This window comes from Novosphingobium capsulatum NBRC 12533 (assembly GCF_001598375.1).
Classification (GTDB): Bacteria; Pseudomonadota; Alphaproteobacteria; order Sphingomonadales; family Sphingomonadaceae; genus Novosphingobium; species Novosphingobium capsulatum.
Window position 1 is genome coordinate 182,615 of sequence record NZ_BCYV01000008.1, and the last position, 23,615, is coordinate 206,229.

At 65.2% G+C, this 23,615-nt stretch carries 18 protein-coding genes; 12 read left to right on the forward strand and 6 right to left on the reverse strand.

All coding sequences use genetic code 11. The features are described from left to right. Window position 1 precedes the first annotated feature (1 nt). Together SCA01S_RS07770 and SCA01S_RS07775 are read left to right on the forward strand one after the other, a co-directional pair. Window positions 2-1,351 (forward strand): S8 family serine peptidase, encoded by a 1,350-nt coding sequence (locus tag SCA01S_RS07770; protein ID WP_245652489.1) that lies wholly within the window; start codon window positions 2-4, stop codon window positions 1,349-1,351. Window positions 1,352-1,482: 131 nt separating this feature from the next. Continuing rightward, entirely contained in the window at window positions 1,483-2,301 is an 819-nt protein-coding gene (locus SCA01S_RS07775) for a hypothetical protein (RefSeq protein WP_157088892.1), read from the forward strand. Window positions 2,302-2,340: 39 nt separating this feature from the next. Here SCA01S_RS07775 and SCA01S_RS07780 read toward each other — a convergent pair whose 3' ends face one another. After that, on the reverse strand, window positions 2,341-3,300 hold the full coding sequence (locus tag SCA01S_RS07780) for a LysR family transcriptional regulator (RefSeq protein WP_062784792.1): 960 nt from the start codon (window positions 3,298-3,300) through the stop codon (window positions 2,341-2,343). Between the two features lie 122 nt (window positions 3,301-3,422). On the opposite strand from SCA01S_RS07780, the gene SCA01S_RS07785 reads away from it, so the two are divergent. Next, window positions 3,423-4,574 (forward strand): MFS transporter, encoded by a 1,152-nt coding sequence (locus SCA01S_RS07785; RefSeq protein WP_062784526.1) that lies wholly within the window; start codon window positions 3,423-3,425, stop codon window positions 4,572-4,574. Here SCA01S_RS07785 and SCA01S_RS07790 read toward each other — a convergent pair. Genes SCA01S_RS07790 through SCA01S_RS07800 form a run of 3 tightly spaced genes read right to left on the reverse strand, consistent with a single transcriptional unit; the run spans window position 4,571 to window position 9,117 of the window. Continuing rightward, entirely contained in the window at window positions 4,571-5,281 is a 711-nt protein-coding gene (locus SCA01S_RS07790; protein WP_062784528.1) for an HAD family hydrolase, read from the reverse strand. The genes SCA01S_RS07785 and SCA01S_RS07790 overlap by 4 nt on opposite strands. Window positions 5,282-5,329: 48 nt before the next feature. Beyond that, window positions 5,330-6,457, reverse strand: coding sequence for a Ca2+-dependent phosphoinositide-specific phospholipase C (locus SCA01S_RS07795; RefSeq protein WP_062784530.1), 1,128 nt, complete (start codon window positions 6,455-6,457; stop codon window positions 5,330-5,332). Beyond that, window positions 6,457-9,117 (reverse strand): TonB-dependent receptor, encoded by a 2,661-nt coding sequence (locus tag SCA01S_RS07800; protein ID WP_084390847.1) that lies wholly within the window; start codon window positions 9,115-9,117, stop codon window positions 6,457-6,459. Before SCA01S_RS07800 ends, SCA01S_RS07795 begins: the two co-directional genes overlap by 1 nt. 348 nt (window positions 9,118-9,465) lie before the next feature. Here SCA01S_RS07800 and SCA01S_RS07805 point away from each other — a divergent pair, with 348 nt between their 5' ends. The 6 genes from SCA01S_RS07805 to SCA01S_RS07830 all read left to right on the forward strand — a co-directional run bounded on the left by SCA01S_RS07805 (window position 9,466) and on the right by SCA01S_RS07830 (window position 17,321). After that, entirely contained in the window at window positions 9,466-9,975 is a 510-nt protein-coding gene (locus tag SCA01S_RS07805; RefSeq protein ID WP_211183156.1) for an RNA polymerase sigma factor, read from the forward strand. After that, on the forward strand, window positions 9,972-10,979 hold the full coding sequence (locus tag SCA01S_RS07810) for a FecR family protein (protein ID WP_062784532.1): 1,008 nt from the start codon (window positions 9,972-9,974) through the stop codon (window positions 10,977-10,979). The genes SCA01S_RS07805 and SCA01S_RS07810 overlap by 4 nt, the downstream gene beginning before the upstream one ends. 159 nt (window positions 10,980-11,138) lie before the next feature. Continuing rightward, a complete protein-coding gene (locus SCA01S_RS07815; protein ID WP_245652490.1) occupies window positions 11,139-14,258 on the forward strand; it encodes a TonB-dependent receptor in 3,120 nt (1,039 codons plus the stop codon). A 113-nt stretch (window positions 14,259-14,371) separates the two neighbouring features. Then, window positions 14,372-15,922, forward strand: coding sequence for a tryptophan halogenase family protein (locus SCA01S_RS07820; protein ID WP_062784534.1), 1,551 nt, complete (start codon window positions 14,372-14,374; stop codon window positions 15,920-15,922). Between the two features lie 21 nt (window positions 15,923-15,943). Beyond that, a complete protein-coding gene (locus tag SCA01S_RS07825; RefSeq protein WP_062784536.1) occupies window positions 15,944-16,660 on the forward strand; it encodes a SapC family protein in 717 nt (238 codons plus the stop codon). Window positions 16,661-16,670: 10 nt separating this feature from the next. Next, entirely contained in the window at window positions 16,671-17,321 is a 651-nt protein-coding gene (locus tag SCA01S_RS07830) for a DUF6445 family protein (RefSeq protein WP_062784538.1), read from the forward strand. An 18-nt stretch (window positions 17,322-17,339) separates the two neighbouring features. On the opposite strand, the gene chrA is transcribed toward SCA01S_RS07830, so the two are convergent. Then, window positions 17,340-18,650 carry a chromate efflux transporter gene (gene chrA / locus SCA01S_RS07835; RefSeq protein WP_084390848.1) on the reverse strand — a complete coding sequence of 437 codons (1,311 nt, stop codon included), beginning with the start codon at window positions 18,648-18,650 and terminating at the stop codon, window positions 17,340-17,342. A gap of 144 nt (window positions 18,651-18,794) precedes the next feature. Continuing rightward, window positions 18,795-19,463, reverse strand: coding sequence for a hypothetical protein (locus SCA01S_RS07840; protein ID WP_062784540.1), 669 nt, complete (start codon window positions 19,461-19,463; stop codon window positions 18,795-18,797). A 139-nt stretch (window positions 19,464-19,602) separates the two neighbouring features. On the opposite strand from SCA01S_RS07840, the gene SCA01S_RS07845 reads away from it, so the two are divergent. The 3 genes from SCA01S_RS07845 (at window position 19,603) to SCA01S_RS07855 (ending at window position 23,615) form a co-directional block, all read left to right on the forward strand. Then, window positions 19,603-20,847, forward strand: coding sequence for a GTP-binding protein (locus SCA01S_RS07845; protein ID WP_245652491.1), 1,245 nt, complete (start codon window positions 19,603-19,605; stop codon window positions 20,845-20,847). Between the two features lie 149 nt (window positions 20,848-20,996). Then, a complete protein-coding gene (locus SCA01S_RS07850; protein WP_062784542.1) occupies window positions 20,997-21,695 on the forward strand; it encodes a VIT1/CCC1 transporter family protein in 699 nt (232 codons plus the stop codon). Between the two features lie 189 nt (window positions 21,696-21,884). After that, window positions 21,885-23,615, forward strand: a complete 1,731-nt coding sequence (locus tag SCA01S_RS07855) for a phospholipase D-like domain-containing protein (protein ID WP_062784544.1) — start codon at window positions 21,885-21,887, stop codon at window positions 23,613-23,615.

Genomic DNA, 23,615 nt, shown 5'->3' on the forward strand with positions numbered 1-23,615 from the left:
GATGGATAGAACGAACCATGTCGCTCGTTTCATCCATAGGCAATTCCGCCTGACTTGGGAAACCGTCTTGCGCACGATCACCCCTGGCCTGCTGGCGATGCTTTGCGCCACGACGCTGCCCATGCCTGCCCTGGCGCAGGGCGTGATGCCCGGTATCGGCCAGGGAATGGGCCAGCAACTGGGCAATCCATTCGACAACCGGCTCGATCCCGTGATTGATCGCGCGCGCCAGGCGGTGGATCGCGTGCCCGCCGATGTGGCCCAGGCGCTCGACAATGCCACCACCACCATGGTGCAAAGCGCCAGGGCGCTTGCCGAAGCGCGGGTGGACCGGATCGATCGCCTGCTGCGGCAAAACCCCGCAAGCATCGAACGGGACGCGGCCGGTGATCCGGCCATAAAGGGTGAGTTGCTGATCATGGCGCCAGAGGCGGCGATGCTCGACAAGGCACGCGCCCTGGGATTTGCCGTCCTTGGCAACGAACGCCTCGCCTCGCTCGATCTGGCGGTAACGCGGCTGGCAATTCCATCGGGAATGAGCCTGGCACAGGCGCAGGCCGCGCTGGGCAAGGCCCTGCCCGATGCCACGATCAGCGCCGATGTGCTGCACTTTACCGCCGGCGCTGCAAGCCCGCGTGGCGGCGTGATGCATCTGGGCACGATGCCTGCCTTGCAGACGCCGGTGGGCATGATCGATGGCGCACCGGCGCAGGCCGTCGATGCCCTGCAAGGGTTCGCCCCTGGCGCGCCGGCAGCATCGGACCATGGCAGCGCCGTGGCCAACCTGCTTTCCGGCGCCGGGGTGCGGCATATTCTGGCGGCAGACGTCTATGGGCGCGGCCCCACCGGTGGCAATGCCCTGGCCATTGCCCGCGCGGTGGACTGGCTGATCGGGCGGCAGGTGCGCGTCATTACCATCAGCCTGGTTGGCCCGGCCAATCCCTTGCTGGCACGGGCGATGACGGCGGCCCTGCAGCGCGGCGCCGTGATCGTCGCTGCGGTGGGCAACGATGGCCCGGCTGCGCCGCCGGCCTATCCCGCCAGCTATCCCGGCATCCTGGCCGTGACCGCCGTTGACGCCCGTAATCGCGCCCTGATCGAGGCTGGCCGCGCGTTGCACCTGGATTATGCCGCGCCCGGCGCCGGATTGCGGGCGGCCAACGCGCGCGGGCAGATGGTGCCGGTGCGTGGCACGTCGTTTGCAGCGCCGCTCGTCGCATCGCGCGTGGCGGCGGCGCGCGATGCGCATGCCTCCGTGCTCCAGGCGCTGGACCGCGAGGCGATCGACCTGGGCCCGCGCGGCCCCGATCAGCAGTATGGACGCGGGCTGCTCTGCACGATTTGCCGCTGATCTTCCGGTCGATCGAAAAAAATTTGCGAGGATGGATTAAACCCGAGCGGAGGTCCGTTTTCAGAACAACGGGATCATGATCGGCCACACAGATGGCAGGTCGATCCCACAGTTCAGGAAAGGATCAGATCATGCGTAAGCTCTTTGCCACTTCGCTTGTTGCCTGCACTCTCATCGCCATGCCGGCCCACGCCCAATTGCTGGGCGGCGGTGGTCTTGGCGGCGGGATGGGTGGCGGTCTTGGTGGTGGCCTTGGCGGCGTGATGGGCGGCGCCATCGGCCGTGGCGGCATGGTGGGCGGCACGCTCGACGGCGCGTTTGACGGTTCCTCCACGCTCGACACCGTGCGCTCCACCACCCGTGGCACCGCAAATGGCTCGGGCAGCACCAGCGGCAACACCAGCGTAAACCGCCACAACGGCAAGGTTCACGCCGATCGCACCGCCAGCGGCAGCGCTGCGGGCTCGGCCAGCCAGGGGCTGACCGCTCCCGCCGGATCGCTGACCGGTTCGCTGGCTGGCAATGGCAGCGGCAGCGTGGGTGGCAGCGCCAATGCCCAGGCCATCGGCACCGACCAGCTGACCAGCACCACGCGTTCGGCCACGAACACGGCGCGCACCACCGCCAGCGGCGCGGCCACCCGCGTCGAAGACACCGCAAACATGGCCCGCGCCCGTGCCACCAGCACCGCACAAACGGCGCGTGATGCCGCCAGCGAGCGCGTTGCCCAGGCCCGCACCACCGCCACCAACGCCGCCGAAGCGGGCAAGGCCAAGGCGCAGAGCGCCGCCAACACCACCCGTGGCTATGCCGCCAACGCCGCCGCCCGTGGCGAGGGCGCGGCCAATGGTGCAGCAAGTGCCACGCGCAACGCGGCCCAGCAGGCCTCCGGCAGCGTCGCCGGCAGCGCCAGCGGCTCGGTTACCGGCTCGGCTTCCGCCAGCCACTGATCCCTGCCTTGCGGCAGGCAACGATCCCGGCGCATGACCTCATGCGCCGGGATTTTTCGTTGGCCGTAAACTTTCGACCAGGTGATCGACAAAGACCCGCACGCGCGCCGGCGTGGCCGTTCCGCCGACAAACACGGCATGAATCTGCTCCTCATCGGCGGGATTGAACGCTTCGAGCAGCGGGATCAGCCGCCCATCGGCGAGAGCCTGGGTCACGCTGAACGTGCCGACGCGCGCGATGCCGATGCCGGCCTGGGCCAAATCGCCCAGGGTTTCGCCATTGTTGGCCACGATCGTGCCGCGCACCTCCAGCGCGAAATCTTCTACCGTGCCATCGGCCCGCACGCGGCGGAACGGCCATACCGGTTCGGCCCGGCGGAAATTGAAGTTGAGGCAATTGTGGGCATGCAGGTCTTCGGGCACCTGCGGCACGCCATGACGCGCGAGATAGTCTGGCGAGGCGACGATCACCCGCCCATTGCTGCCCAGCTTGCGCGCGGTAAGCGCACTATCAGCCAATGGGCCAAAGCGGATGGCCACGTCCGCCTCGCCAGCGGCAACGTCCACCAAGGTGTCGGTAAGGGCGATATCGACCAGCACTTCAGGATAGCGGCGCACGAAGGCGCCCAACAGTGGCACGATACACAGCCGCCCGTGCGAGAGCGCCGCGCTCACGCGCAGGCGCCCGCGCGGCGTGCCGCGGTCGGCGATCTGCTGCTCCGCCTCGTCAAGATCGGCCAGGATGCGCCGTGCCGCGCGCAGATAGGCCTGGCCTTCGGCCGTCATCGCCAAGGCGCGGGTCGATCGCAGCAACAGCCGCACGCCCAGCCGCGCCTCGATCCGGTCGATACCCCGGCTCACCGCCGAAGGACTCAGGCCCAGCACGCGCCCTGCGCCCGAAAAGCTGCCGCAATCATGGACGGCGGCAAACAGCGCCATTTCGCGGGCACGGTCCACGCCGGGTACGGCTTCGCCGCCCACTGCCGTATTGGCTGGCATCTTTGCACCCATTGCAAAAATCCTTCGCGTTCAAACCCACTAAACACGGGGATCAGTCTGCGCCATCTGTGCATTCATTGGCAAGGCGCTCGGGCGCCGCAAAACAGATCAGGATCATCGCAATGAAATGGAATGCCGGGCTCATGGCCCTGGCCCTGGGTGCCTTTGGCATCGGGGTGACTGAATTTGCCCCGATGGGCCTCTTACCCGCCATCGCCACGGGCCTGGGCGTCTCGATCCCGGCCGCTGGCCTGCTGATCAGCGCCTACGCCATGGGCGTGGTAGTGGGCGCGCCGATCATGACGCTGACCACCGGGCGCGTATCGCGCCGCACGCTGCTGGTCGGGCTGGCCGGGATCTTTACCCTGGGCAACCTGATGGCCGCGCTGGCGAACAGCTATGACATGATGCTGCTGGCCCGGCTGGTAACCTCTTTCAACCACGGCGCCTTCTTCGGCGTGGGCTCGGTGGTGGCAGCCAGCCTGGTGCCGCCACAGCGGCAGGCCGGGGCCGTGGCCACGATGTTCATGGGGCTGACTATCGCCAATGTCGTGGGTGTGCCGCTCGCCACCTGGGCCGGGGAGAACGTGGGCTGGCACACGCCGTTCTGGGCCATCGCCGCGCTGGGCGTACTGATGATGGCCGCGCTGCGCTTTACCCTTCCGCCTTTGCCGGCGGAGGGCGATACCAACCCCATGGCCGAACTGCGCGTGCTGATGCGCGGCAAGGTGCTGGGTGCCCTGGCGCTGACCGTGGTGGGGTCGAGCGCGATGTTCACCGTGTTCACCTATATCAGCCCGATCCTGCGCGATGCCACGCATGCCTCGCTGGGGTTCATCACCGCCATGCTGGTCACTTATGGCGTAGGCCTGACGGTGGGAAACTGGCTGGGCGGCAAGTTTGCCGATCGCTCGGTCGATCGCACGCTGATCGTCACGCTGGCGAGCCTTACCGCCGTGCTGATCGCCTTTGCCGCGTTGATGCCCCATGCCGGCGCCGTGGCGGTCATCGTGTTCCTGTGGGGCGTGGCGAGCTTTGCCCTGGTGCCGCCGCTGCAAGTGCGGGTGATGAGTGCCGCCGCCGATGCGCCGCACCTTGCTTCATCGGTCAACATCGGTGCGTTCAACCTCGGCAATGCTCTCGGTGCCGCGCTGGGCGGCGGGGTAATCGCGTTGGGCTGGGGTTATCCGGTAATCGCGCTGGCCGGCGCGGCCACCTCGGCGATGGGCCTCGTCGCAATCGTGCTCACCAGCCGCAAGGGCCAGGCTGCTTAAACAGCAGTGCCCGCGTTGATCCGATCGATCAGCGCGGGCAGCTCAGCCAAGCGCGTGAGGGTGGCAAAGCGCTCTGCCCCATCTGGCACCGGCGCCTGTTCGTGAGACCAGGCGCCGTCTTGCGGCACATAGGCCGCCCAGGCCCCGGCGCCGAGCGCCGGCAGGATATCCGACCGCAGCGAATCCCCGGCCATGATCGCCTCAGCCGGCGCCACGCCATGGCGAGCGAACAGGCCAGTAAAGGTCTGCACCGTCTTGTCGCTGACGATTTCCACGCCCGAAAAGCATTCGCCCAGGCCCGAGGCGGCGAGCTTGGTTTCCTGGTGCAGCAGGTCTCCCTTGGTCACCAGCACCAGTTCCCCGCGCGCCTGCAAAGCCGGCAGGGTCTGCGCAATGCCATCGAGCAGTTCCACCGGATGCTGCAACAAGGTTCGCCCCACTGCCAAGAGGTCGGCGATCATCGCCGGGGTGAGCGCGGCGCCGCACAGTTCCAGCGCGGTCTCGATCAGCGACAGCGTAAAACCCTTGGCGCCATACCCATAGACCTTGAGATTGCGCGCCTCGCACGCTTCCAGTGCGCGCCGGGCCACGCCTGCTTCGGCAAAGGGTTCAAGCATGGCGGTAAAGGCTGCCTCGGCCCCGTTGAAGTGGCGCATGTTGTGCCACAGGGTATCATCGGCATCGAGGCAGATCAGGCGTATCGTCATGGCACCGCGATGGCACAAGTGCCCGTGCAGTGCCATGCCCGAGAGGCGTCAGGGCGCCAGAGTGCAGCGTCCGGCAACCCGCACCGGATTGCAGCGCGCCATCGCGCCGCCCGGCAAGGTTACCACGAAGCCCAGCCCCAGCGGATCGGGCGCACCGGGATAGTAATCGGTGCTGATCGCCTGGGCACCGCTGTCTTGCGCGGCGCGGGCCTTGGCCAGATCGTGGGCACGCGCCTCTTGCGTGTTGGCGTCGGTGCGGGTGCGCACGATCACGCCGGCCTTGACCAGCGCCTTGATCCGCGCGCCATCTACCAGCGGGTCTTGCACGATCTGGATCGCGCTTTCCGGCTGGCCATCGGGATACCAGCCAAACATGGCCCGCCCGCGCAGCGACGGATGCCCCATGCGATAGGCGTCAGACACCGCGGGCCGCACATCGAACAGGATGAAGATGCGCCCGCGCGCCGCCGCCAGGGTGGGCCAGCCACGGCGATGCACCGCATCGACCAGCGTGCTGGCACTGCCGCGCACTTCGTCAGGCGTGATCAGCCGCCGCCCCGGCAGGGCCTGGCGGATTTCCCCGTCCAACTGATCGAGCAACCCGGCATTGTCGAGTGGCGGCGGCTGGGTGGCCAGACGACTGTCGGCGCTATCGGCAGCGTTGATCGTGATCATGATCGGGAGGTGGCGCGGATGGGCGCGTGACCAGCGATCGATCTCGCCCAGGCAGCTGACCAGCGTGGGACACACCGCATGGTAATCGATATCGGGAATGTGCAGCACCTTGAACCCCGGCTGCGCCATCGTCGCCGGGTCAAACCCCGGCCCCTTGCCCTGCTGATCTGCCGGCAGCAGCGCTTCCCCGGCCGGGTGGGCATAGCGCCCGCCGGCCGGATCGGCGAAGATATCGATCTCCACCTGGCGCACCCCGGCATCGAGCTGCGCGGCAAGCGGCAGGTGATAGTAATCCAGCGCCTGCGCCAGCTTGGCATCACGGGCACGCAACTGGGCCATGATCGGCGCCGGAATCTGTGCCTTGAAGCTGTTGTGCGAACCGACGACCTGAATGTCGTTCATCCGCATCGGCGCGCCAGCCGCCGCGGCAAGAGCCGGCGCCAGCAGGGCCAAAGCCCCGCCGAGCGCCAGCCTGGCGCCTGTTGCGAAAGACCGCCGCATCAGAATTCCGCCCGCGCGCCGAACAGGATCGTGCGGCCGTAATCGTTGATCTCACCAAAGCGGATGGTGCGGTCGTTGTAAGTATATTGGCGCGCCTTTGCGATGTTGATCGCTTCCAGGCTGAGCGTGACATTGTCCGTCACGCGCACCGCGATCGAGCCGTCGAGCGAGCCGAACGCAGCAGTATAGACCGGCGCCTGCGTGGTGCTGCCGGTGTTTGACAGATAGCGATCGCGCCAGACATAGGACAGCCGCGTCGACAGCGGGCCTTTTTCATAGAAGCCCACCACGTTGAAGCTGTTCTTCGACAAGCCGATCAGCTCGTTGACGATCGGGCGCGAGCCGGCGGTGTAGTTCGCCTCGACCGAGGTGCGGGTGTAAGAGGCCTGCAGCCCCAGGCCATCGAACGGCGCGGGCAGGAACGTGAACACCTGGTGATAAGCCGCTTCCAGGCCATAGACCTTGGCATTGCCGCCATTGACCTGGGTGCTCAACTGCACGGTGCCGCGGCCGGGAATGTCGATCGGCACGTTCTGCTGGGTGATGTAGTTATCCATCGCCTTGTAGAACACCGCGCCCGTCAGCGACCCGGTCGGGTTGAAGTACCATTCCAGCGACCCGTCGAACTGCGTGGCCAGGAACGGCACCAGCGCCGGGTTGCCGCCGCTCGCCGTGGGCGCGTCGGTCGACACGGTGATGCGCGGCGCGCTGTCGGTCACGTTCGGGCGCGTCAACACGCGGCTGGCGCTGAGGCGGCCGATCAGGCTGCGCGAAAATTCTGCGCGCAGGTTGAAGCTGGGCAGAACGTTGTTGAACGTCTTGGGGAAGCTGACCGGCGTGGTCGTGCTGCCGCTGCGCAGGTTGCCGCTCGCCACCTGATCGGTGTGGACATAGCGCACGCCCAGATTGCCGGTGATCGCGACGCCGCCGATGGCAAAGGTGTAATCGGCGCGGGCATAGACGCTGGCGATCTTTTCGGTGGTGTGGAACGAGGCGGCAAGGTCGGCAGCCGTCAACGCCGAATTGCGCACCGCCGGCGTGAAGAACGCGTTGAGATAGGCGCTGGTTACCGGCACCAGGAACTGGCGCGGGATATTGCCGCCCAACCCTTGCAGGTAATCGTCGAACGGCAGCTGCTGATAGGCGCCGCTGCCCAGGCTGGTGAGCGGGGTGCCGGCGGCCGGGTTGACCAGGAAATCGCGGCGCGAATAGTCGCGCTTGCGGAACTGGTATTCGCCGCCGGCTGCCAGCTTGGAGATGAAACCGCCCAGATCGCGTGCCACGTCGGCACGGCCATAGAAGTTCCAGTCCTTGCTGTTCTTGGGCGCAATGTTGAACTGATAGAGCTGGTAATTCGCCGGATTGGTGGGATCGACCGTGGTGGTGAAAGTGGGCACGGCCTTGTAGCCGCCGGTGGCATCATAGGTCAGCGGGGCGAAGAACATCGCGCGGCTGCGCACGGTGCCCACGTCATAGCTGGGGTGATAGCTGTGGGCATAGGACCAGTTGGCCAGGCCCACCACATGCCAGCCATCGCTGTCCCACCTCTGGCGCAGGTTGGCGTTGAACAGGTCGTGGCGGTTGAGGCTATATTCGCGCGAGGCCATGAAGCGCACGTCGTTGATCGTGGCCTTAACCACCGTATCGCCATCCAGCACCACGCTGCTCGGCACCAGCACCGGCTTGTGCCCGGCGACGCTGCTATCGTCGGGATAGATATCCAGGCCAAACTCGTCATAAGCCACGTCCAGCCGCGTCGCCATCAGGTTGAGCGTGGTCGTCGCCTCGGCACTGGGCCGCCATTGCAGCGAGAGCATGCCGGAAATGCGCTTGCGCTTTTCCGTTTCCACCGTGGGGCGCGTGCGCGTGGGCAGGTAATAGCCGCTGCCCAGGGTGGAGGCGAAGCGGTCCTTGTACCAGCCGAAGTTCAGGAAGCGGTCGTTGCGCACGTCCTTGGCCCAATACTGGGCCCCGGCGAGCACGCCGAACGTGTCGTCCTTGTTCACCCAGCTGGTGATCAGCGTGGCATTGGGGCGCACGCGATCGGTTTTGCTGGTATAGGTACCGCGCAGGTTGAGCGTGGTCTTGGTGCCTACGTCGAACGGCTCAAACGTCTTGACGTTGATGTTGCCGCCCAGCGCGCCTTCCGTCATGTCGGCGGTGGGCGTCTTGACCACGTCGATGCGCGAGGTGAATTCGGCCGGCAGCATTTCAAAGCGGAACTGCCGCCCCGCCGCGCCACCGTTTTCGATCACTTCATTGACTGCCACCGGGCTGCCATTGAGCAGCGTGTTCTGGAACTGCGGCCCAAGCCCGCGCACGCTGACATAAAGCCCTTCGCCGCGCGGCCGGGTGATCGCCACGCCAGTCACCAGCTGCAGCGCTTCGGCCACGTTCTGGGTAGGGAACTTGCCGATATCGGTCGATGCGATGGAATCGACCTGGAACGCCGCGGTGCGCTTGACCTGCGTGGCCGCGTTCAGGCTGCGGGCATAGGTGCCGGTGACGACGATTTCGCCGGCATCGGCCGCCGCATCCGCTGCGGCTGCGACAGGTGCGGGTGTCGTGGCCGGCGCGGCTTGCGCCATGGCTGGCAAAGCCAGGGCGAGGTTCGCCACAAGCGATGCCGACGATACAAGTGCCAGTTTGGTGATGCGCATTATGATTGCCCCGAAGAACGTTTATCGTTTCGGGGGCGGCCCTAGGCGGCAATCATGACGCTTCGCGGTAAGACCCGTGACGGATTGATGAATATCGCAAATATGTGCAACATCGCGTCTTCTAGGCTGATCTGGCCGGGCCAAGCGCCAGCGTTTTTTGCGGATATCGCCGGATCGGCGCTATCGTCGCGAAATATTTTGCCGCAAGCGGAAGGAAATGGCGCCGGCCGGTCTCTAGGCCTGTGAAAGAGGGAAAACCCAAAGCCGATGGAGGATGGGACGGGACCGGATCTGCGAGCGCAACTCGAGCGTCGCCGCGCCTTGGCGCGATGGGTGGCGCAAGAGATCATGCCGCACGAACCGCGCCTGCGGGCATGGTTCGTGAAGCGGCGGATTGCGCCCGATGTAGTGGATGAACTCATGCAGGACGCCTATTGCCGCATCGCCATGCTCGATACTGTCGACCATATCGACTGCGGGCATGCCTATTTCTTTTCTATCTGCCGCAACCTGCTGGCCCGCCGGCTCAAGCGCCAGGTGATCGCCCCATTCGAGGCGATCAGCGAGATTGAAAGCTATCGCGACACCGGAATGCCCACGCCCGAGGAGCAGGTCGCCACGCGCATGGCGTTCGAGCGGGTGCGCAGCCTGTTGGCGCAATTGCCCGAACGCTGCCGCCGCATCGTCGAACTGCGCAAGTTCGAAGGCTGGTCGCAAAAGGAAATCGCCGCGCATATGGGGATGACCGAAAAGGCCGTCGAAAAGCAGGTGTGGGTGGGTGTGCGCGCCATCCGCGAAGGCTGGGACCGGCTTGAACGCGAGCCCGAAATGCTGCCCACCGGACGGAGGGCGTCATGACCACAACCAGCCCCCTTACCCCCGCCGATCGTGATGCCGCTGCCACTTGGGTGGCGCGCATGGACGATGCTGCCGCTTGGAGCACCGCCGACGAAGCCGCACTGCAAGCCTGGCTGGCAGGCGATCCGCGCCGCCATGGCCTCCTGCTGCAGGTACAGGCCGCATGGGAACTGCCCGGCGTGGTCACCCCGCCGGCCGCGCCCGAAGCGGTCGATAGCGCGCCAGGTGATGACGCGATCGAGCCTGCCAACGATCGCGGCGCCTGGGCACGGCGTGGCGTGCTGGGCGGCCTGGTGGCAGCGGGTATCGCCGGCGCGGCCGCCACGCGCCTGGTGCTTGCCAATGGCGCCCAATACGTCACCCGCCTGGGCGAGATCCGCCGCGTTCCGCTCGACGATGGCTCGGTCATGACGATCAATTCCGATACCGCGCTCAAGGTCAATCTGGGCCAGCACGCGCGCGAGGTGGAACTCGATCAGGGCGAAGCCTGGTTTGAGGTAGCCAAGGATGCCAAACGCCCGTTCGTCGTTGCCTCTGGCCCGGTGCGCGCCCAGGCGATCGGCACGGCCTTTTCGGTGCGCAAGCGCGAGGAAGGGGTGGAAATCCTGGTGACCGAGGGCGTGGTCGAAACCTGGTCTGCCGCCGATGCCACCCAGCGCCTGCGCGTGGTGGCGGGCGAGCGTGCCATGGTCAACGCCCGCGCCCTGGTGCATTACCAGGCGAGCGAAACCGCACCGGTCGACCGCGCGCTGGCCTGGCGCAACGGCATGATCGATCTCAACGGCACCACGCTGCGTGAGGCGGCTGACGAGTTCAACCGCTATAACCAGCGGCAGATCGTGATCGCCGATCCCGAAGTCGCGGCCGAGCAGTTCGACGGGCTGTTTCGCATCGGTGACCCAGACGGCTTTGCCCAGACACTCAAGGCGACGCTGGCCGTGAAAATCGATGTCAGCGATCCACGCACCATCCGTATCGAACGCGCAGCCGAAACAGGATTCTAGAAATAAATTTTCACAATCGAAGAAGGATAATCGCCAGAGCATGTCTCTAGGCCAACACAGATCGAAACGATCTGATGCGTAATGAAATCCTGATGGGAGGGATATATGACAACGACCACACTGCGTGGCGTTCTTTTTGCGACGACTGGCATTGCCTGCATGGCAACCATGCCCGTTGCCGCACAGGCCAACACCGAACTTCGCCAATTCGCCATTCCGGCGCAATCGGCCGAAACCGCCATCGGTATCCTGGGCCATCAGGCCAATGTGCAGATCATTGCCTCGCGCAAGGTCACCCGCGCGGTGCGCACCAACGAAGTGCGCGGCCGCCTTACCGTGTCCGACGCGCTTGAGCGCATGTTCGCCGGCACCGGCCTCGCCACCCGCCAGACCGGCCCCGCGACGTTTGCGGTAATCGCCCGCCCGCTGTCGAACCGCGCCCCGCTTGCCACGCAAACCGTTGCCCTGGCCAGCCAGGCCGCCGCGCCAGAACCAGCCGCAGCGCCCCGCCCGGCCCCAGAAGCACCCGCTGCGGCAGAGCCCGAGCCGCAGGCGATCATCGTCACCGGCCTGCGCGCCAGCCTCGACAGTGCGCGCGGCATCAAGCGCGCATCGTCAGGCATCGTCGATGCCATTTCCACCAAGGACATCGGCAAGCTGCCCGATGCCAATCTTGCCGAATCCCTGCAACGCATCACCGGCGTTTCGATCGACCGCTCCGGCGGCGAAGGCGCCTTCATCACGGTTCGCGGCTTTGGCCCGGAATTCAACACGGTTCTGGTCAATGGCCGCCAGGTGGCCACACCTACCGACCCGAGCCAGGCCTCGGGTCGGGCCTTTTCGTTCGATACGCTGGCGTCGGAACTGGTTTCGGGCGTGGAAGTCTACAAGTCGTCTACCGCGCGCTATCAATCGGGCGGTGTCGGTTCGACCGTGAACATCAAGACCGCGCGCCCTTTCGACTACAAGGGGCGCAAGTTTTCCGCGACAGTTGACGGCAATTATGACGGCAACGCGCGCAAGGTCGCGCCCGACGCCTCGTTCCTGTTTGCCGACACCCTGGCCGATGGCAAGTTCGGCATCCTCGTTTCGGGCAGCTACCAGCATCGCTTTACGCGGTTGGCGCAGGCGCAGACCGACGGCTGGCTGGTCAACCCGGCGGTGCCGGCGGCAGAGGTGAACGGCGGCAAAGGCACGATCAGCGCCAACAATCCGCAGGGCAACATCTTCATCCCGCAGAACTACGACACCAAGGTTACGCGCGAAGACCGCGAACGCATTGGTGGCACGGTGGTGCTGCAATACCGGCCCAGCGATGCGGTAACTATCACTGCCGATGCGCTCTATACCAAGTTCACCAACAAGACCGAAACGCGCTCGTACGGTCACTGGTTCACCGCCTCGAACCTGACCGACGTGGTGACCGATGCCAATGGCACCGCGACCGACCTGACCCAGGCCAGCGGCATTGCCACCGACTTCCACTACAAGAAGTTCGACAAGCGCACGAACACCCGCGAATTCGGGCTCAACCTGGAATGGAAGGTCACGCCCAACCTTACGGCCTCGTTCGACGGCACCTATTCGCTGGCCAAGGAAGACCCCAACGGCGGGCAGGAAGCCTATCTGGCGCTGCTTGGGTATCTGACCGGTTCATCGCGCTATCAGTCGGACGGTTCGGTGCTGCCCTGGCAGACCGAAACCCTGCCCACCTTTGCCAACCCCGCCAGCCCCTGCGGCAGCGCAGTGACCAATTCGGGCCAGCCGGGCAGCACCACCCCGGTGGGCGCTGGACAGCCGATGTGCCAGCACGTGATGCTGCTGCGCGGCTATGGCATCCGCGACAAGGTCACCCAGGGCCGCGCTGATTTCGCCTACAAGGGCGATGGCAGCGAAGGCCTGGTGAATGCCAACTTCGGCCTCTATTATTCGCGTGACCGCAAGGATACGTCGCTCTATTCCAACGATGGCGGCACGGGCTGCACCACCTGCGGCTATAACGCGCCGGCTCCGGCCGGGGTGCCGATTACCACGTTCAACGCCGGCAGCGGTTTCCTGTCAGGCCTGAGCGGCGCCAACCGCCTGGCCACGCAGTGGCTGACGTTCGATGGCCCCACGCTGTTCAACGCGATAACCGCGCAACAGCGCGTGACCAACCCGAACTTCACGTTTGCGCCGCCCCTGGTGAACGACACGATCGTGACCGAACGCGTGCTGGGTGCCTATCTCGAAACCGAGTTCAAGGGCGATGTCGGCGGCCGGCCGCTGTCGATCGTGGCCGGCGTGCGGTTCGAGGATACCCAGACCAGCGTTAACGGCCTGGCCACCGCCTATACCGGCCTGGTCAAGCTGGCCAACGACCAGACCCAGTACGGTTCGGCCTCGTCGGGCACCACCCGCACGGTGGGCAAGGCGCACTACCTCGATGTGCTGCCCAACATCGCGTTGAAATGGCAGCTGACCGATGCGGTAACCTTGCGCTTCGCCGCGTCGCAGACGATCACCCGGCCGACGCTGGAACAGCTTTCGCCGGTGACGACCCTGGTCACGTTGCGGCCTGGCAACTTCGCCGCCAGCCGCGGCAATGCCGATCTCAAGCCGTTCAAATCCAGCAACCTCGATTTCTCGGCCGAATACTATTACGCGCCAAGCAGCTACATCTCGATTGGTGCTTACCTCAAGAGCGTCAACAACTTCATCGTGTTGAACCAGACCACCGGCACGGTGACCAACGCCAGCGGCGGCCCGCTGCTCGATCCGGCTACCGGCCTGCCGGCGCAGTTCACGGTGACCGCACCCGTCAACGGCCAGGATGCCACGGTCAAGGGTATCGAGGCGGCCTGGCAGCACACCCTGAGCGACAGCGGCTTCGGCTTCCAGCTCAACGGCACGCTGGTCGGCTCCAATCGCAAGCTCGATACCCAGAACCTGGCCAACAAGTTCGCGCTTACCGGCCTGTCCAACTCGGCCAACGCGGTGCTGTTCTATGACAAGAATGGGATCGAGGCGCGCGTGGCATGGAACTGGCGCGATCGGTTCCTGCAATACCTCGCCCCGCCGCCGCTCAATGGCGCGGGCCAGGCGGTTACCCAGGTTCGCCCCTATTCGCAGATCGATGCCAGCGCCACCTATCACGTTACGCCAGAGTTTTCGGTCTTTGTCGAAGGCGCCAACCTGACCAATTCCCGCACGCTGAAATATGCCTATTATACCAACCAGTTCCTCTATGCAGAGGATTCGGGCCGGCGCTTCAAGTTCGGGGCACGGGTCAACTTCTAAGGCAAACCCGTGTAGCACCACGGAATGAACAAAGGGGGCGCGCAACGGGAAACTGTCCGTGCGTGCCCCTCCAGCCCGGGAAACCGGGCACACACGACGGGAGATACATGGCAATGTCCGGCACGTCGCCCCGCGCGATCCGTTCGGTCTGCATCGTTGGCGGCGGATCGGCTGGCTGGCTCACCGCCGGGCTGATCGCCGCCCGCCACGGGCGCGATCTTGCGGTCACGCTGGTCGAAAGCGTCTCGCGCGGCACGATCGGCGTGGGCGAAGGCACCTGGCCAACCATGCGCAACACCTTGCGCAAGATCGGCCTTGCCGAAACCGATTTCATGCGCGCGTGCCATGCCTCGTTCAAGCAGGGCGCCAAGTTTGCCCGCTGGCGCACCGGGGCGGCCGATGATTTCTACTATCACCCGCTGGTCCTGCCCGAGGGGTTTCCCGATCTTGATCTGGCGCCCTATTGGAACAGCGCCGAACAGGGTAGCGGGAATGGCGGGCCTTCGTTTTCCGATGCCGTGTGTTTCCAGGAATACCTGTGCGAACAGGGCCTTGCGCCCAAGCTGATGACCTCGCCCGATTACGCCGGCATTGCCAACTATGCCTATCATCTCGATGCGGTGAAGCTGGGTGAACTGTTGGCGGCGCATTGCACCGGCAAGCTGGGCGTCAACCACATCGATGACGAGATCGTCGGCGTTTCGCGCCGCGACGATGGCGACATCGCTGCCGTCATCGGCCGCGACAGCGGCGCGATCGCGGCAGACCTGTTTGTCGATTGCACCGGCTTTTCCTCCCGCCTGCTCGGCGAAGCGCTGGACGTGCCGTTCATCGACCGGTCTGATGTCTTGTTCATCGATCGCGCCTTAGCCGTGCAACTGCCGGTAGAGGAAGACAGCCCGATCGCTTCGCACACCATCTCCACCGCGCAAAAGCATGGCTGGATCTGGGACATCGGCCTGCCCACCCGGCGCGGCATCGGCTATGTCTATTCCAGCCGCCACGCTGGCGCCGATCGCGCCGAGGAAGAACTCGCCGCCTATGTCGGCCCCGGTTTTGCCAAGCTGAACCCGCGCGAAATCCCGATCCGTTCAGGCCATCGCGCCCAGTTCTGGAAGAACAACGTGGTCGCGGTTGGCCTCGCTGCCGGTTTCCTCGAACCGCTGGAAGCATCAGCCCTGGTGCTGATCGAGCTATCGGCCGATTACATCGCCACCAGCATGCCCGCCACGCGCCAGGCGATGGACTTTGTCGCCCGCCGCTTCAACAGCATGACGCGCTATCGCTGGGACCGCATCATCGAGTTCCTCAAGCTGCACTATGTGCTGTCCGAACGCAGCGACACGGCATTCTGGCGCGACAACCGCGATCCCGCCACGATCCCGCAAGACCTGCAGGATCAGCTCGAACTCTGGCGCGACACGCCCCCTGGCGAGCACGACTTTGCCAGTGCGCACGAGATGTTTCCTGCTGCCAGCTATCAATACGTGCTCTATGGCATGGGTTTTCGCACCCGCCCCCGCGCCGGCCAACTGGCGCAGCGCGACATGGCCGACGATGCCTTTGCCCGCACCGCCGCGATGAAGCGCAAGCTTGGCCAGATGATGCCCACCAACCGCGCTCTGCTCGACAAGCTGGCGCAGCACCGCTTTCCGCCGCTCTGAGCCGTAACGAGACGAACCACGATGAAGCTTGCGCAACTCACCCGCACCGACCACGCCGATCTTCGCATTGATCCCGCGCGCGCAGCGGCCAGCGCCGCCACCGTTCACCTCGTGCCGCTGGTGGCCGACGAAATCCGCACCGTGGCGCGCCAGTTCCCGGTGTTTCTGGCCAAGGACGGGGAAACCGGCGCGTTCTATCCTGCCGCGCTGATGGGGCTTGAGCCGCACGAAAACCTGTTCTGGAACGGCAGCACGATCGATGCCGATGTCCTGCCGCTCAACCTGCTGCGCCTGCCCTTCTTCGTGGGGGGCGAAGGGGCCGAGGCAGTGATCTGCATTGATACCGAAAGCCCCGCAATCGATCCGGCCGGCCCCTGCCCGATCGTCACCGCCGAGGGAAGCGAAAGCGACTATTTCCGCTCGGTCCAGGCGATCCTGGGCCGCCTGGTGCAGGGCCAGGAGCCCACGCGTCGGCTGGTTGATCTGATGCTCGAACACAAGGTCGTGCGCGAATTCAAGCTGGACCTGGCGTTTCACGACGGCAGTACCAGCCTGCTGACGGGCCTTTATGGCATAGACGAGGTTGCGCTCGGCCGCGCCCGAGATGGCATTGCCGATTTCGCCGATCTGATGATCATGGCCGCAATGTGCCTGTCGCAAGACCATGTCGGCGCGCTGGTCCGGCGGCGCAATGCCCGCCTGGCCGCGCAGGCCGACTGGTTCACGCCCGGCGCCTGAAAGACCGCCGATGCCGGTCCAGCCTCCGATCCGCCTGGGCCGCGAGGCTGTCCCGCTGTGGATCATCGACGATGCCTATCCCGCGCCGCAGGCACTCCATGCCGCAGCCGCCGCAGCCAGCCTGGCCGCCACCACGGACGACCTTTACCCCGGCGTGCGCGCGCCAGCGCCGGGCGCCTGGACAGACTGGCTCAATCGCGCAGTCCAGGCCTGGCCCGGCCTGGAACAGGCGCGCGTGCTGCGCGCCGATTTCGCCATTGCCACGCGCGATCCGGCGGCGCTTGCCCCGGTGCAGCGCATCCCGCACTTTGACGATGCGGACGAGACGATCATGGCCGTGGTGCACTATCTGTGCCATCCGCCCCATGGCGGCACCAGCTTCCACCGCCAGCGCGCCACCGGGTTCGAACGGGTAACCAAGGCACGCGCGCCGGCCTGGCGCCAGGCGCTGGCCGCCGATGCGGCAAGGCACGGCCTTCCGCCCGCGGCCTATCACACCAACGACACCGCCATGTTCGAACGGATCGGCGCTGCCGCGCTGCGGCACAATCGGCTGATCGTCTATCCTGCCAACTGCCTGCACTGTGGCGACGTGGCCGGATCATGGGCGGGCGGTGACCGCCTGACGATCACTGCCCTGCTGCGGATCGATCCGGTTTAGCCTTAGCCCTCTCGCCAGTCAGGCGAGAGAGAGCAGCCACCCGCCGAGCCCGGCGACCCCCAGGGTGGCGGCGACGTTCCATTTGCGGCTCAAAATCAGCCAGGCAGAAGCCGCCGCCAGCAAACCGGCCCGCACGTCAAAGCTGCTCAGAACCGGCACGTTCAGCGCCAAGGGCCCGATCCGCACGGGACGGAGCACCGCAAACAGCACCTGCAGCGCAAACCACGCGCTGAGGTTGGCGATCACCCCAACGATGGCCGAGGTGATCAGTGCCAGCCCTCCCTTGAGCAGGCGCGCATGTTCGAGCCGCTCTATCCACGGCGCCAGGGCAAAGACCCACAGAAAGCATGGGGCAAAGGTGACCCAGGTGGTCAACCCCGCGCCCAGTATCCCGGCAAGCAGCGGCGTGAACGGGGCCGGCGCGCGAAACGCGGCGAGATAGCCGACGAACTGGGTAACCATGATCAGTGGCCCCGGCGTAGTTTCCGCCAGGCCCAGCCCGTCGGCCATCTCGGCCGCGCTCAACCAGTGCTGCGCGCCAACGGCCTGCTGCGCCATGTAGGCCAGCACGGCGTAGGCACCACCAAAGGTCACGACGGCAAGCTTGGAAAAGAACAGGCCAATGCGCCACAGCACATGGTGCGGCCCCAACAGGGCGAGAACCGCGATCATCGGCGCTGCCCAGGCGGCGGCGCCGATGGCGATCGACCACAGGCTATGCGCCCAGGGACGCGGCGAATGGGGCAGCAACGGCGCTGCCGTTCCCAGTCCCAGCGAGGCGGGCCGATAGCGCGCCACCACCGCGCCCAGGCCGCCGCACCCGATCACGACAAGGGGAAACGGTGCGTTGAACAGGAACAGCGCCAGAAACGCCAGCGCGGCGACCGCCTTGCGAAACGGCGTGCCGAGCGCCCGCCCGGCGACACGGGCCAGCGCCTGCACCACGATGGCCAATACCGCCGCCTTGATCCCCAGGAACACGGCCGCAAACCACGCCAGTCCGGCGGCCGAGGCATAGAGGATAGACAGCGCCAGGATTACCAGCGCCCCGGGGATCACGAACAGCAAGCCGGCGGCCAGTCCGCCGCGAATGCCGTGCAGCTTCCACCCGATCCAGATCGCCAGTTGCTGCGCCTCGGGCCCGGGCAGCAGATGGCAGAAATTGAGCGCGTGCAGATACTGATGCTGGCTGATCCACTTGCGCTGCTCGACCAGTTCACGGTGCATTAGCGCGATCTGCCCGGCCGGGCCGCCAAAACTGAGGCAGCCGATCCGCGCCGCCACGCGCACCATTTCGTTGAATTGCGGAGTGGGAGACGTCTCGTTCATGGCCCGGCCAACACCTTTTGCGCCCACGAAACCGCAGGCGAGCGAAAGGCAACGCTTGGGCTCGCGCCTGACCGGGAGGTCGCACGGCCCCGGTTGCCTTGGCCTAATCCATGGGTTCGGCCAAGGCAACCGGGGCTGCAAAGGTCAGGGCTTTTTCGGTGCCACCGCCTCACCAATCTCATGCGCCTTGCGGCCCACGATCGCGTCAGACTGGCGCGCTGCATCCAGGAACATCTCTTGCGATGCCACGGCATAGTTGCAGCCCACGAACAGACTGTCGCTGGGCGCGGAATGCGATGCTTCACCGCCAAAGGCCTTGGCCAGCATCGCCGCCATGGCATTGCCGGTCGGTTCGAACGCGCCCAGCATCGGCCCGCTTTCGGGATCGATGAAATGGTAATACTGCTCGGTCGCCTTGATCGGCGCGCGCTCCAGGTGGTGTGCCGCGATAAACGCCTCGGCCTTTTTGCGCGGCCACAGCGTTACCACCCAGTTCTGCATGAAATAGACGCGGTCGACCGGCTCGCCCAGCAGCATCGCCGGCTTAGCCAGGGTATAGCCATACAAGCCGAGCATGCCCTCGGTCTGCTTGTCATCCTTGATTTCGTGCATCCACGGCGGCGCATCGCCAGCCAGGAACAGCGCCCCGGCAAACGCCTCGAGCGCATCGCGCGATCGGCATGACAGCGCATCGCCCAAGGTTTGCGGGGTCAGCGGAACGTCGCCATCGGCAGTTTGGGCCTGCACCGGGACAGGCGCAAACCCGGCAAGCAGGAGAGACAACGCGGCGGCAAGATAAGGCATCCGTTTCATCGGGTTAGTTTGGCGGCGGCGACGGCGATAGGCAAGTGGGCACCGCCACCATTCACCGAGCCCTGGCCACAAACCACGCTTGCGTCCTTGCGAAATAACCTGAATGATACATTATATCATGATTCGCAGGACAGAAACGATGACCGATCCCACCGCTATGCCCCCCGTCGTTGACTCCCGCCTTCCCGTCACCGTGCTGTCGGGCTTCCTTGGTGCGGGCAAGACTACGCTGCTCAACCACATCCTCGCCAACCGCGCCGGTCTGCGCGTTGCCGTCATCGTCAACGACATGTCGGAAGTGAACATTGATGCCGACCTGGTGCGTGGCGGTGAGGCGGCCCTGTCGCGCAGCGAGGAAGCGCTGGTCGAAATGACCAACGGCTGCATCTGCTGCACCTTGCGTGATGATCTGCTCCACGAAGTGCGGGCGCTGGCGCAAGCCGGGCGGTTCGATTACCTGGTGATCGAAAGCACGGGCATTTCCGAACCGCTGCCGGTTGCCTCTACCTTCTCGTTCCGTGACGAGGCCGGCATGTGCCTGGGAGACGTGGCGCGGCTCGATACGATGGTTACGGTGGTCGATGCCATCAACCTGCTCAAGGATTACGCCAGCCAGGATTTCCTGGCCGACCGCGGGGAGGCGCTGGGCGACGAGGATGACCGCAGCCTGGTGGGCCTGTTGGTTGAGCAGATCGAATTTGCCGACGTGGTGGTCATCAACAAGGCGTCGGCCGTGACACAGGATCATCTACAACTGGTGTGCAAGCTGGTGGCAAGCCTCAATGCCGATGCCCGCATCCGCATGTGCGATCATGGCCGGATAGAACTTGCCGATATTCTCGCCACGGGGCTATTCGACGAAGAAAAGGCGGCGCAGCATCCGCTGTGGGCCAAGGAACTCTATGGCTATGCCAGCCACGTTCCCGAAACCCAGGAATACGGCATCGAAAGCTTCGTCTATCGCGCACGCCAACCGTTCGATCCCGCCAGCTTCCACGCCTTTCTGACCACCAACGGCCTCGATCAGGTGGTGCGCGCCAAGGGCCATTTCTGGCTGGCGACCAGGCCGGATTGGGTCGGTGAACTGGCCGTGGCCGGCAGCCAGACGATGACCGCGCGGATGGGCCGCTGGTGGGGCAGCATTCCCAAACAGCAATGGCCTGCCGACGATCGCTTCGAACAGTTTGTTGCGCAGCATTGGCATGCGCAATGGGGGGATCGACGCCAAGAAATCGTGTTCATCGGCATCGGCATGGACGAGGCCCGCATCCGCCGCGATCTTGATGCATGCCTGGTCCCGGCTCAGGCCTTCACCCCGGATGCATGGGCAACGCTGCCCGATCCCTTTCCCGCCTGGGGGGGAAGCATGGCCATGGCCGATTAAGCCCTGCCCCGCGCCACAATTGGGGCGTGACAGCAGCCTGGAACGGCGACAAGGTAAGGGCGTTTTCCCGCCTATTGCCGTGTGCCGCTCGCGTCTGTCCAGGCATTGCGCAGGGCAACCTTGCTGACAAAGGAAACGTACCTGTGGCGATGACCAAGCAAGCGGGCCGCGAATATCATCTCGTCGACCGGATCGGATGGCTGCGCGCCGCGGTGCTGGGCGCCAACGATGGCATTCTTTCCACGTCCAGCCTGATCCTGGGCGTCGCTGCGGCCGGCGGCACGCGGTCCAGCGTGCTGATTGCAGCGCTGGCGGCCCTGGTCGCGGGGGCGATGTCGATGGCTGCGGGCGAATATGTCTCGGTCAGTTCGCAGCATGATACCGAGCAGGCCGACCTGGCGCGCGAGCGGGCCGAACTGGCCGCAGACTTTTCCGGCGAACTGGAAGAACTGGCCAGCATCTATCGCGGGCGCGGCATCGATGACGCAACGGCGCATATCATCGCCCGCGAACTGATGGCCAAGGACGCGCTGGCCGCGCATGCCCGCGACGAACTGGGCATCACCGTTGCCAATACGGCCCGGCCGATCCAGGCCGCATTCACCTCGGCAGCAACATTCACCTTTGGCGCCGCCATGCCGGTGCTGATCGCGGCGATCGCGCCTCGTGCCTGGCTGATCCCGATCGAAATCGTCGGCTCGCTGCTGTTCCTGGCCGTGCTCGGTGCAATCGGTGCCGTCGCCGGCGGCGCCAATGTATGGCGCGCCACGGCCCGCGTCACGTTCTGGGGGGCGCTGGCGCTGGCCGTTACGGCGGGTATCGGCCGGCTGGCGGGCACAGTAGTCTAAGCGCGTCAGCAGCGCGGGGCCGTGATTAAAAGGTGACGATTACCTGACCAGTCGTTCCGGTCAAAATCAACGCATTGATCAATACGTTCCACGCCGGCGCTATTTATTGCCCCATATTTCCAGATTCATGATATTCTGATTCGCGATCTGAATATTACTGTGGACTGCGAATAGGGCGGGGGACAGGGCATGCGGGTCACCACGGAAACGGGATTTCTTCGGCTGCGGGCCATTTCCGGCACGCGCGTGGTTTTGCTGGCGATCGATATTGCCGAGCAGGCGCGCGACGGACTGCTGGGCTTTGCCATTGCCAGGCTGGAAAACGGGGAACCGGTCTGGCTGCAAGGGCGCAAGGTCTTTGCCAGCGTGGAGCCAAACCCCGATCCAGCCGAAAGCTATCCCAGCAACCGCTACCCGATCCAAAGCCTGATCTGGTCAGACTTCAACGCCGCCCCCGGCCAGGACATCACCTATCGGGTGCATCCGGTGTATGGACCGGTGGCGGCCGTCACATTGGGCGATGCTGCCGAGATCACGATAGCGACGATTGACCCGACGGCCGGCGCCCACGGCATCTATTTCAATTTTGGTGCGGTCGCCTCCCAGGCGTTTGCCGAAACCTTCCACAACCAGAAGCCGCAGGACGAGGACGATCCCGCCGACCGCGAGGTGCAGTGGCTTTCGCGGGGGGCGTTGCAGGCGGCGCTGGATTTCATCGCCAAGGCGGCAGACGGGGATTCCCTGCGCGTTGCGGCCTATGAATTCACCTATACCCCCATCCTCAAGGCGCTGCGCGCGGCGGCCGCGCGCGGTGTGGACGTGCGCATCGTGCACGAGGCGGGAACCGAACTTGACGAAAAGACCCACACACAAGTGCCGACAAGCGCAACAACGACCGCCAAGAACGCGATCGAACGGCTCGGCCTGGCCAACCAGCCCAACCTGCGGCTCATCAAGCGCACGCGCCGCCGCAATATCCCGCACAACAAGTTCATCGTGTGGCTGCGCGGCGGGGAAGCCGTGGAAGTGCTCGCCGGATCGGCAAATTTCACCGCCTCGGGCTTCATCGGCCAGACCAACGTGGTCCATATCGTGCGCAACCGCGATGTCGCGCAAGACTACCTCGATTACTGGACCGAGCTGTCGAAAGATCCGACAACGCCGGAACTTTCCACCTGGACCCAGGCCAAGACGCCACAGGACGATCTCGATGCGCTGACGGCACCGCCTGGCATCACCACGTTCTTCTCCCCCCGCAAGAACGACGTAATGCTTGCCTGGTATGCCGACCAGATTGCCGCCGCGACCGGCACGGTCATGTTCACCGCCGCGTTCGGCGTGAACAAGCTGCTTGCCGCGCAGTTCGGTATCGATCGGCCATTCGTGCGCTTCATTCTGCTGGAGGATGAGCCAGACAAGCTGCTGAAAGCCAAGATGGCGCAAGACCGTGACGTGGTGGCGGCCTATGGGTCCATCCTGGGTGACTATGCCAAGAGCAAGAAGGCGTTCCCACCCTCAAGCCTCGACGCGTGGTTCCTCAAGGAAGAGTTGTTCCGCAAGCAGGGGCACGTGTTCTTCATCCACACCAAGTTCCTGCTGATCGATCCCTTGGGAAACAATCCGCTGGTTTGCACCGGATCGGCCAACTTTTCGACATCATCGCTGGAAGTCAACGACGAGAACATGCTGCTGATCCGCGGTGATACCGATGTGGCCGACGTCTACCTGACGGAATTCGACCGGATCTTCCGCCACTTCTATGCCCGTCAGGTAATCGACCGCCTCGCTGCCGAAGGCAAGCCGCTGACCGAAGCCAAGTTCCTGGACGAAAGCGACGGCTGGCTGGGCGAGTATACCCAGCCCGGGCGCCTCAAGACCAATCGCCAGCGGCTGTTCTTTCCCAACTGGCCAGAGCGATGA

Coding starts and splice junctions, on each gene's coding strand:
- SCA01S_RS07850 (WP_062784542.1), top strand. CDS start 20,997: ATGACCAAGCAAGCGGGCCGCGAATATCATCTCGTCGACCGGATCGGA.
- SCA01S_RS07790 (WP_062784528.1), bottom strand. CDS start 5,281: ATGACGATACGCCTGATCTGCCTCGATGCCGATGATACCCTGTGGCAC.
- SCA01S_RS07820 (WP_062784534.1), top strand. CDS start 14,372: ATGTCCGGCACGTCGCCCCGCGCGATCCGTTCGGTCTGCATCGTTGGC.
- SCA01S_RS07815 (WP_245652490.1), top strand. CDS start 11,139: ATGGCAACCATGCCCGTTGCCGCACAGGCCAACACCGAACTTCGCCAA.
- SCA01S_RS07780 (WP_062784792.1), bottom strand. CDS start 3,300: ATGCCAGCCAATACGGCAGTGGGCGGCGAAGCCGTACCCGGCGTGGAC.
- SCA01S_RS07830 (WP_062784538.1), top strand. CDS start 16,671: ATGCCGGTCCAGCCTCCGATCCGCCTGGGCCGCGAGGCTGTCCCGCTG.
- SCA01S_RS07795 (WP_062784530.1), bottom strand. CDS start 6,457: ATGCGGCGGTCTTTCGCAACAGGCGCCAGGCTGGCGCTCGGCGGGGCT.
- SCA01S_RS07825 (WP_062784536.1), top strand. CDS start 15,944: ATGAAGCTTGCGCAACTCACCCGCACCGACCACGCCGATCTTCGCATT.
- SCA01S_RS07785 (WP_062784526.1), top strand. CDS start 3,423: ATGAAATGGAATGCCGGGCTCATGGCCCTGGCCCTGGGTGCCTTTGGC.
- SCA01S_RS07800 (WP_084390847.1), bottom strand. CDS start 9,117: ATGCGCATCACCAAACTGGCACTTGTATCGTCGGCATCGCTTGTGGCG.
- chrA (WP_084390848.1), bottom strand. CDS start 18,650: ATGAACGAGACGTCTCCCACTCCGCAATTCAACGAAATGGTGCGCGTG.
- SCA01S_RS07810 (WP_062784532.1), top strand. CDS start 9,972: ATGACCACAACCAGCCCCCTTACCCCCGCCGATCGTGATGCCGCTGCC.
- SCA01S_RS07775 (WP_157088892.1), top strand. CDS start 1,483: ATGCGTAAGCTCTTTGCCACTTCGCTTGTTGCCTGCACTCTCATCGCC.
- SCA01S_RS07855 (WP_062784544.1), top strand. CDS start 21,885: ATGCGGGTCACCACGGAAACGGGATTTCTTCGGCTGCGGGCCATTTCC.
- SCA01S_RS07845 (WP_245652491.1), top strand. CDS start 19,603: ATGACCGATCCCACCGCTATGCCCCCCGTCGTTGACTCCCGCCTTCCC.
- SCA01S_RS07840 (WP_062784540.1), bottom strand. CDS start 19,463: ATGAAACGGATGCCTTATCTTGCCGCCGCGTTGTCTCTCCTGCTTGCC.
- SCA01S_RS07805 (WP_211183156.1), top strand. CDS start 9,466: ATGCCGCACGAACCGCGCCTGCGGGCATGGTTCGTGAAGCGGCGGATT.
- SCA01S_RS07770 (WP_245652489.1), top strand. CDS start 2: ATGGATAGAACGAACCATGTCGCTCGTTTCATCCATAGGCAATTCCGC.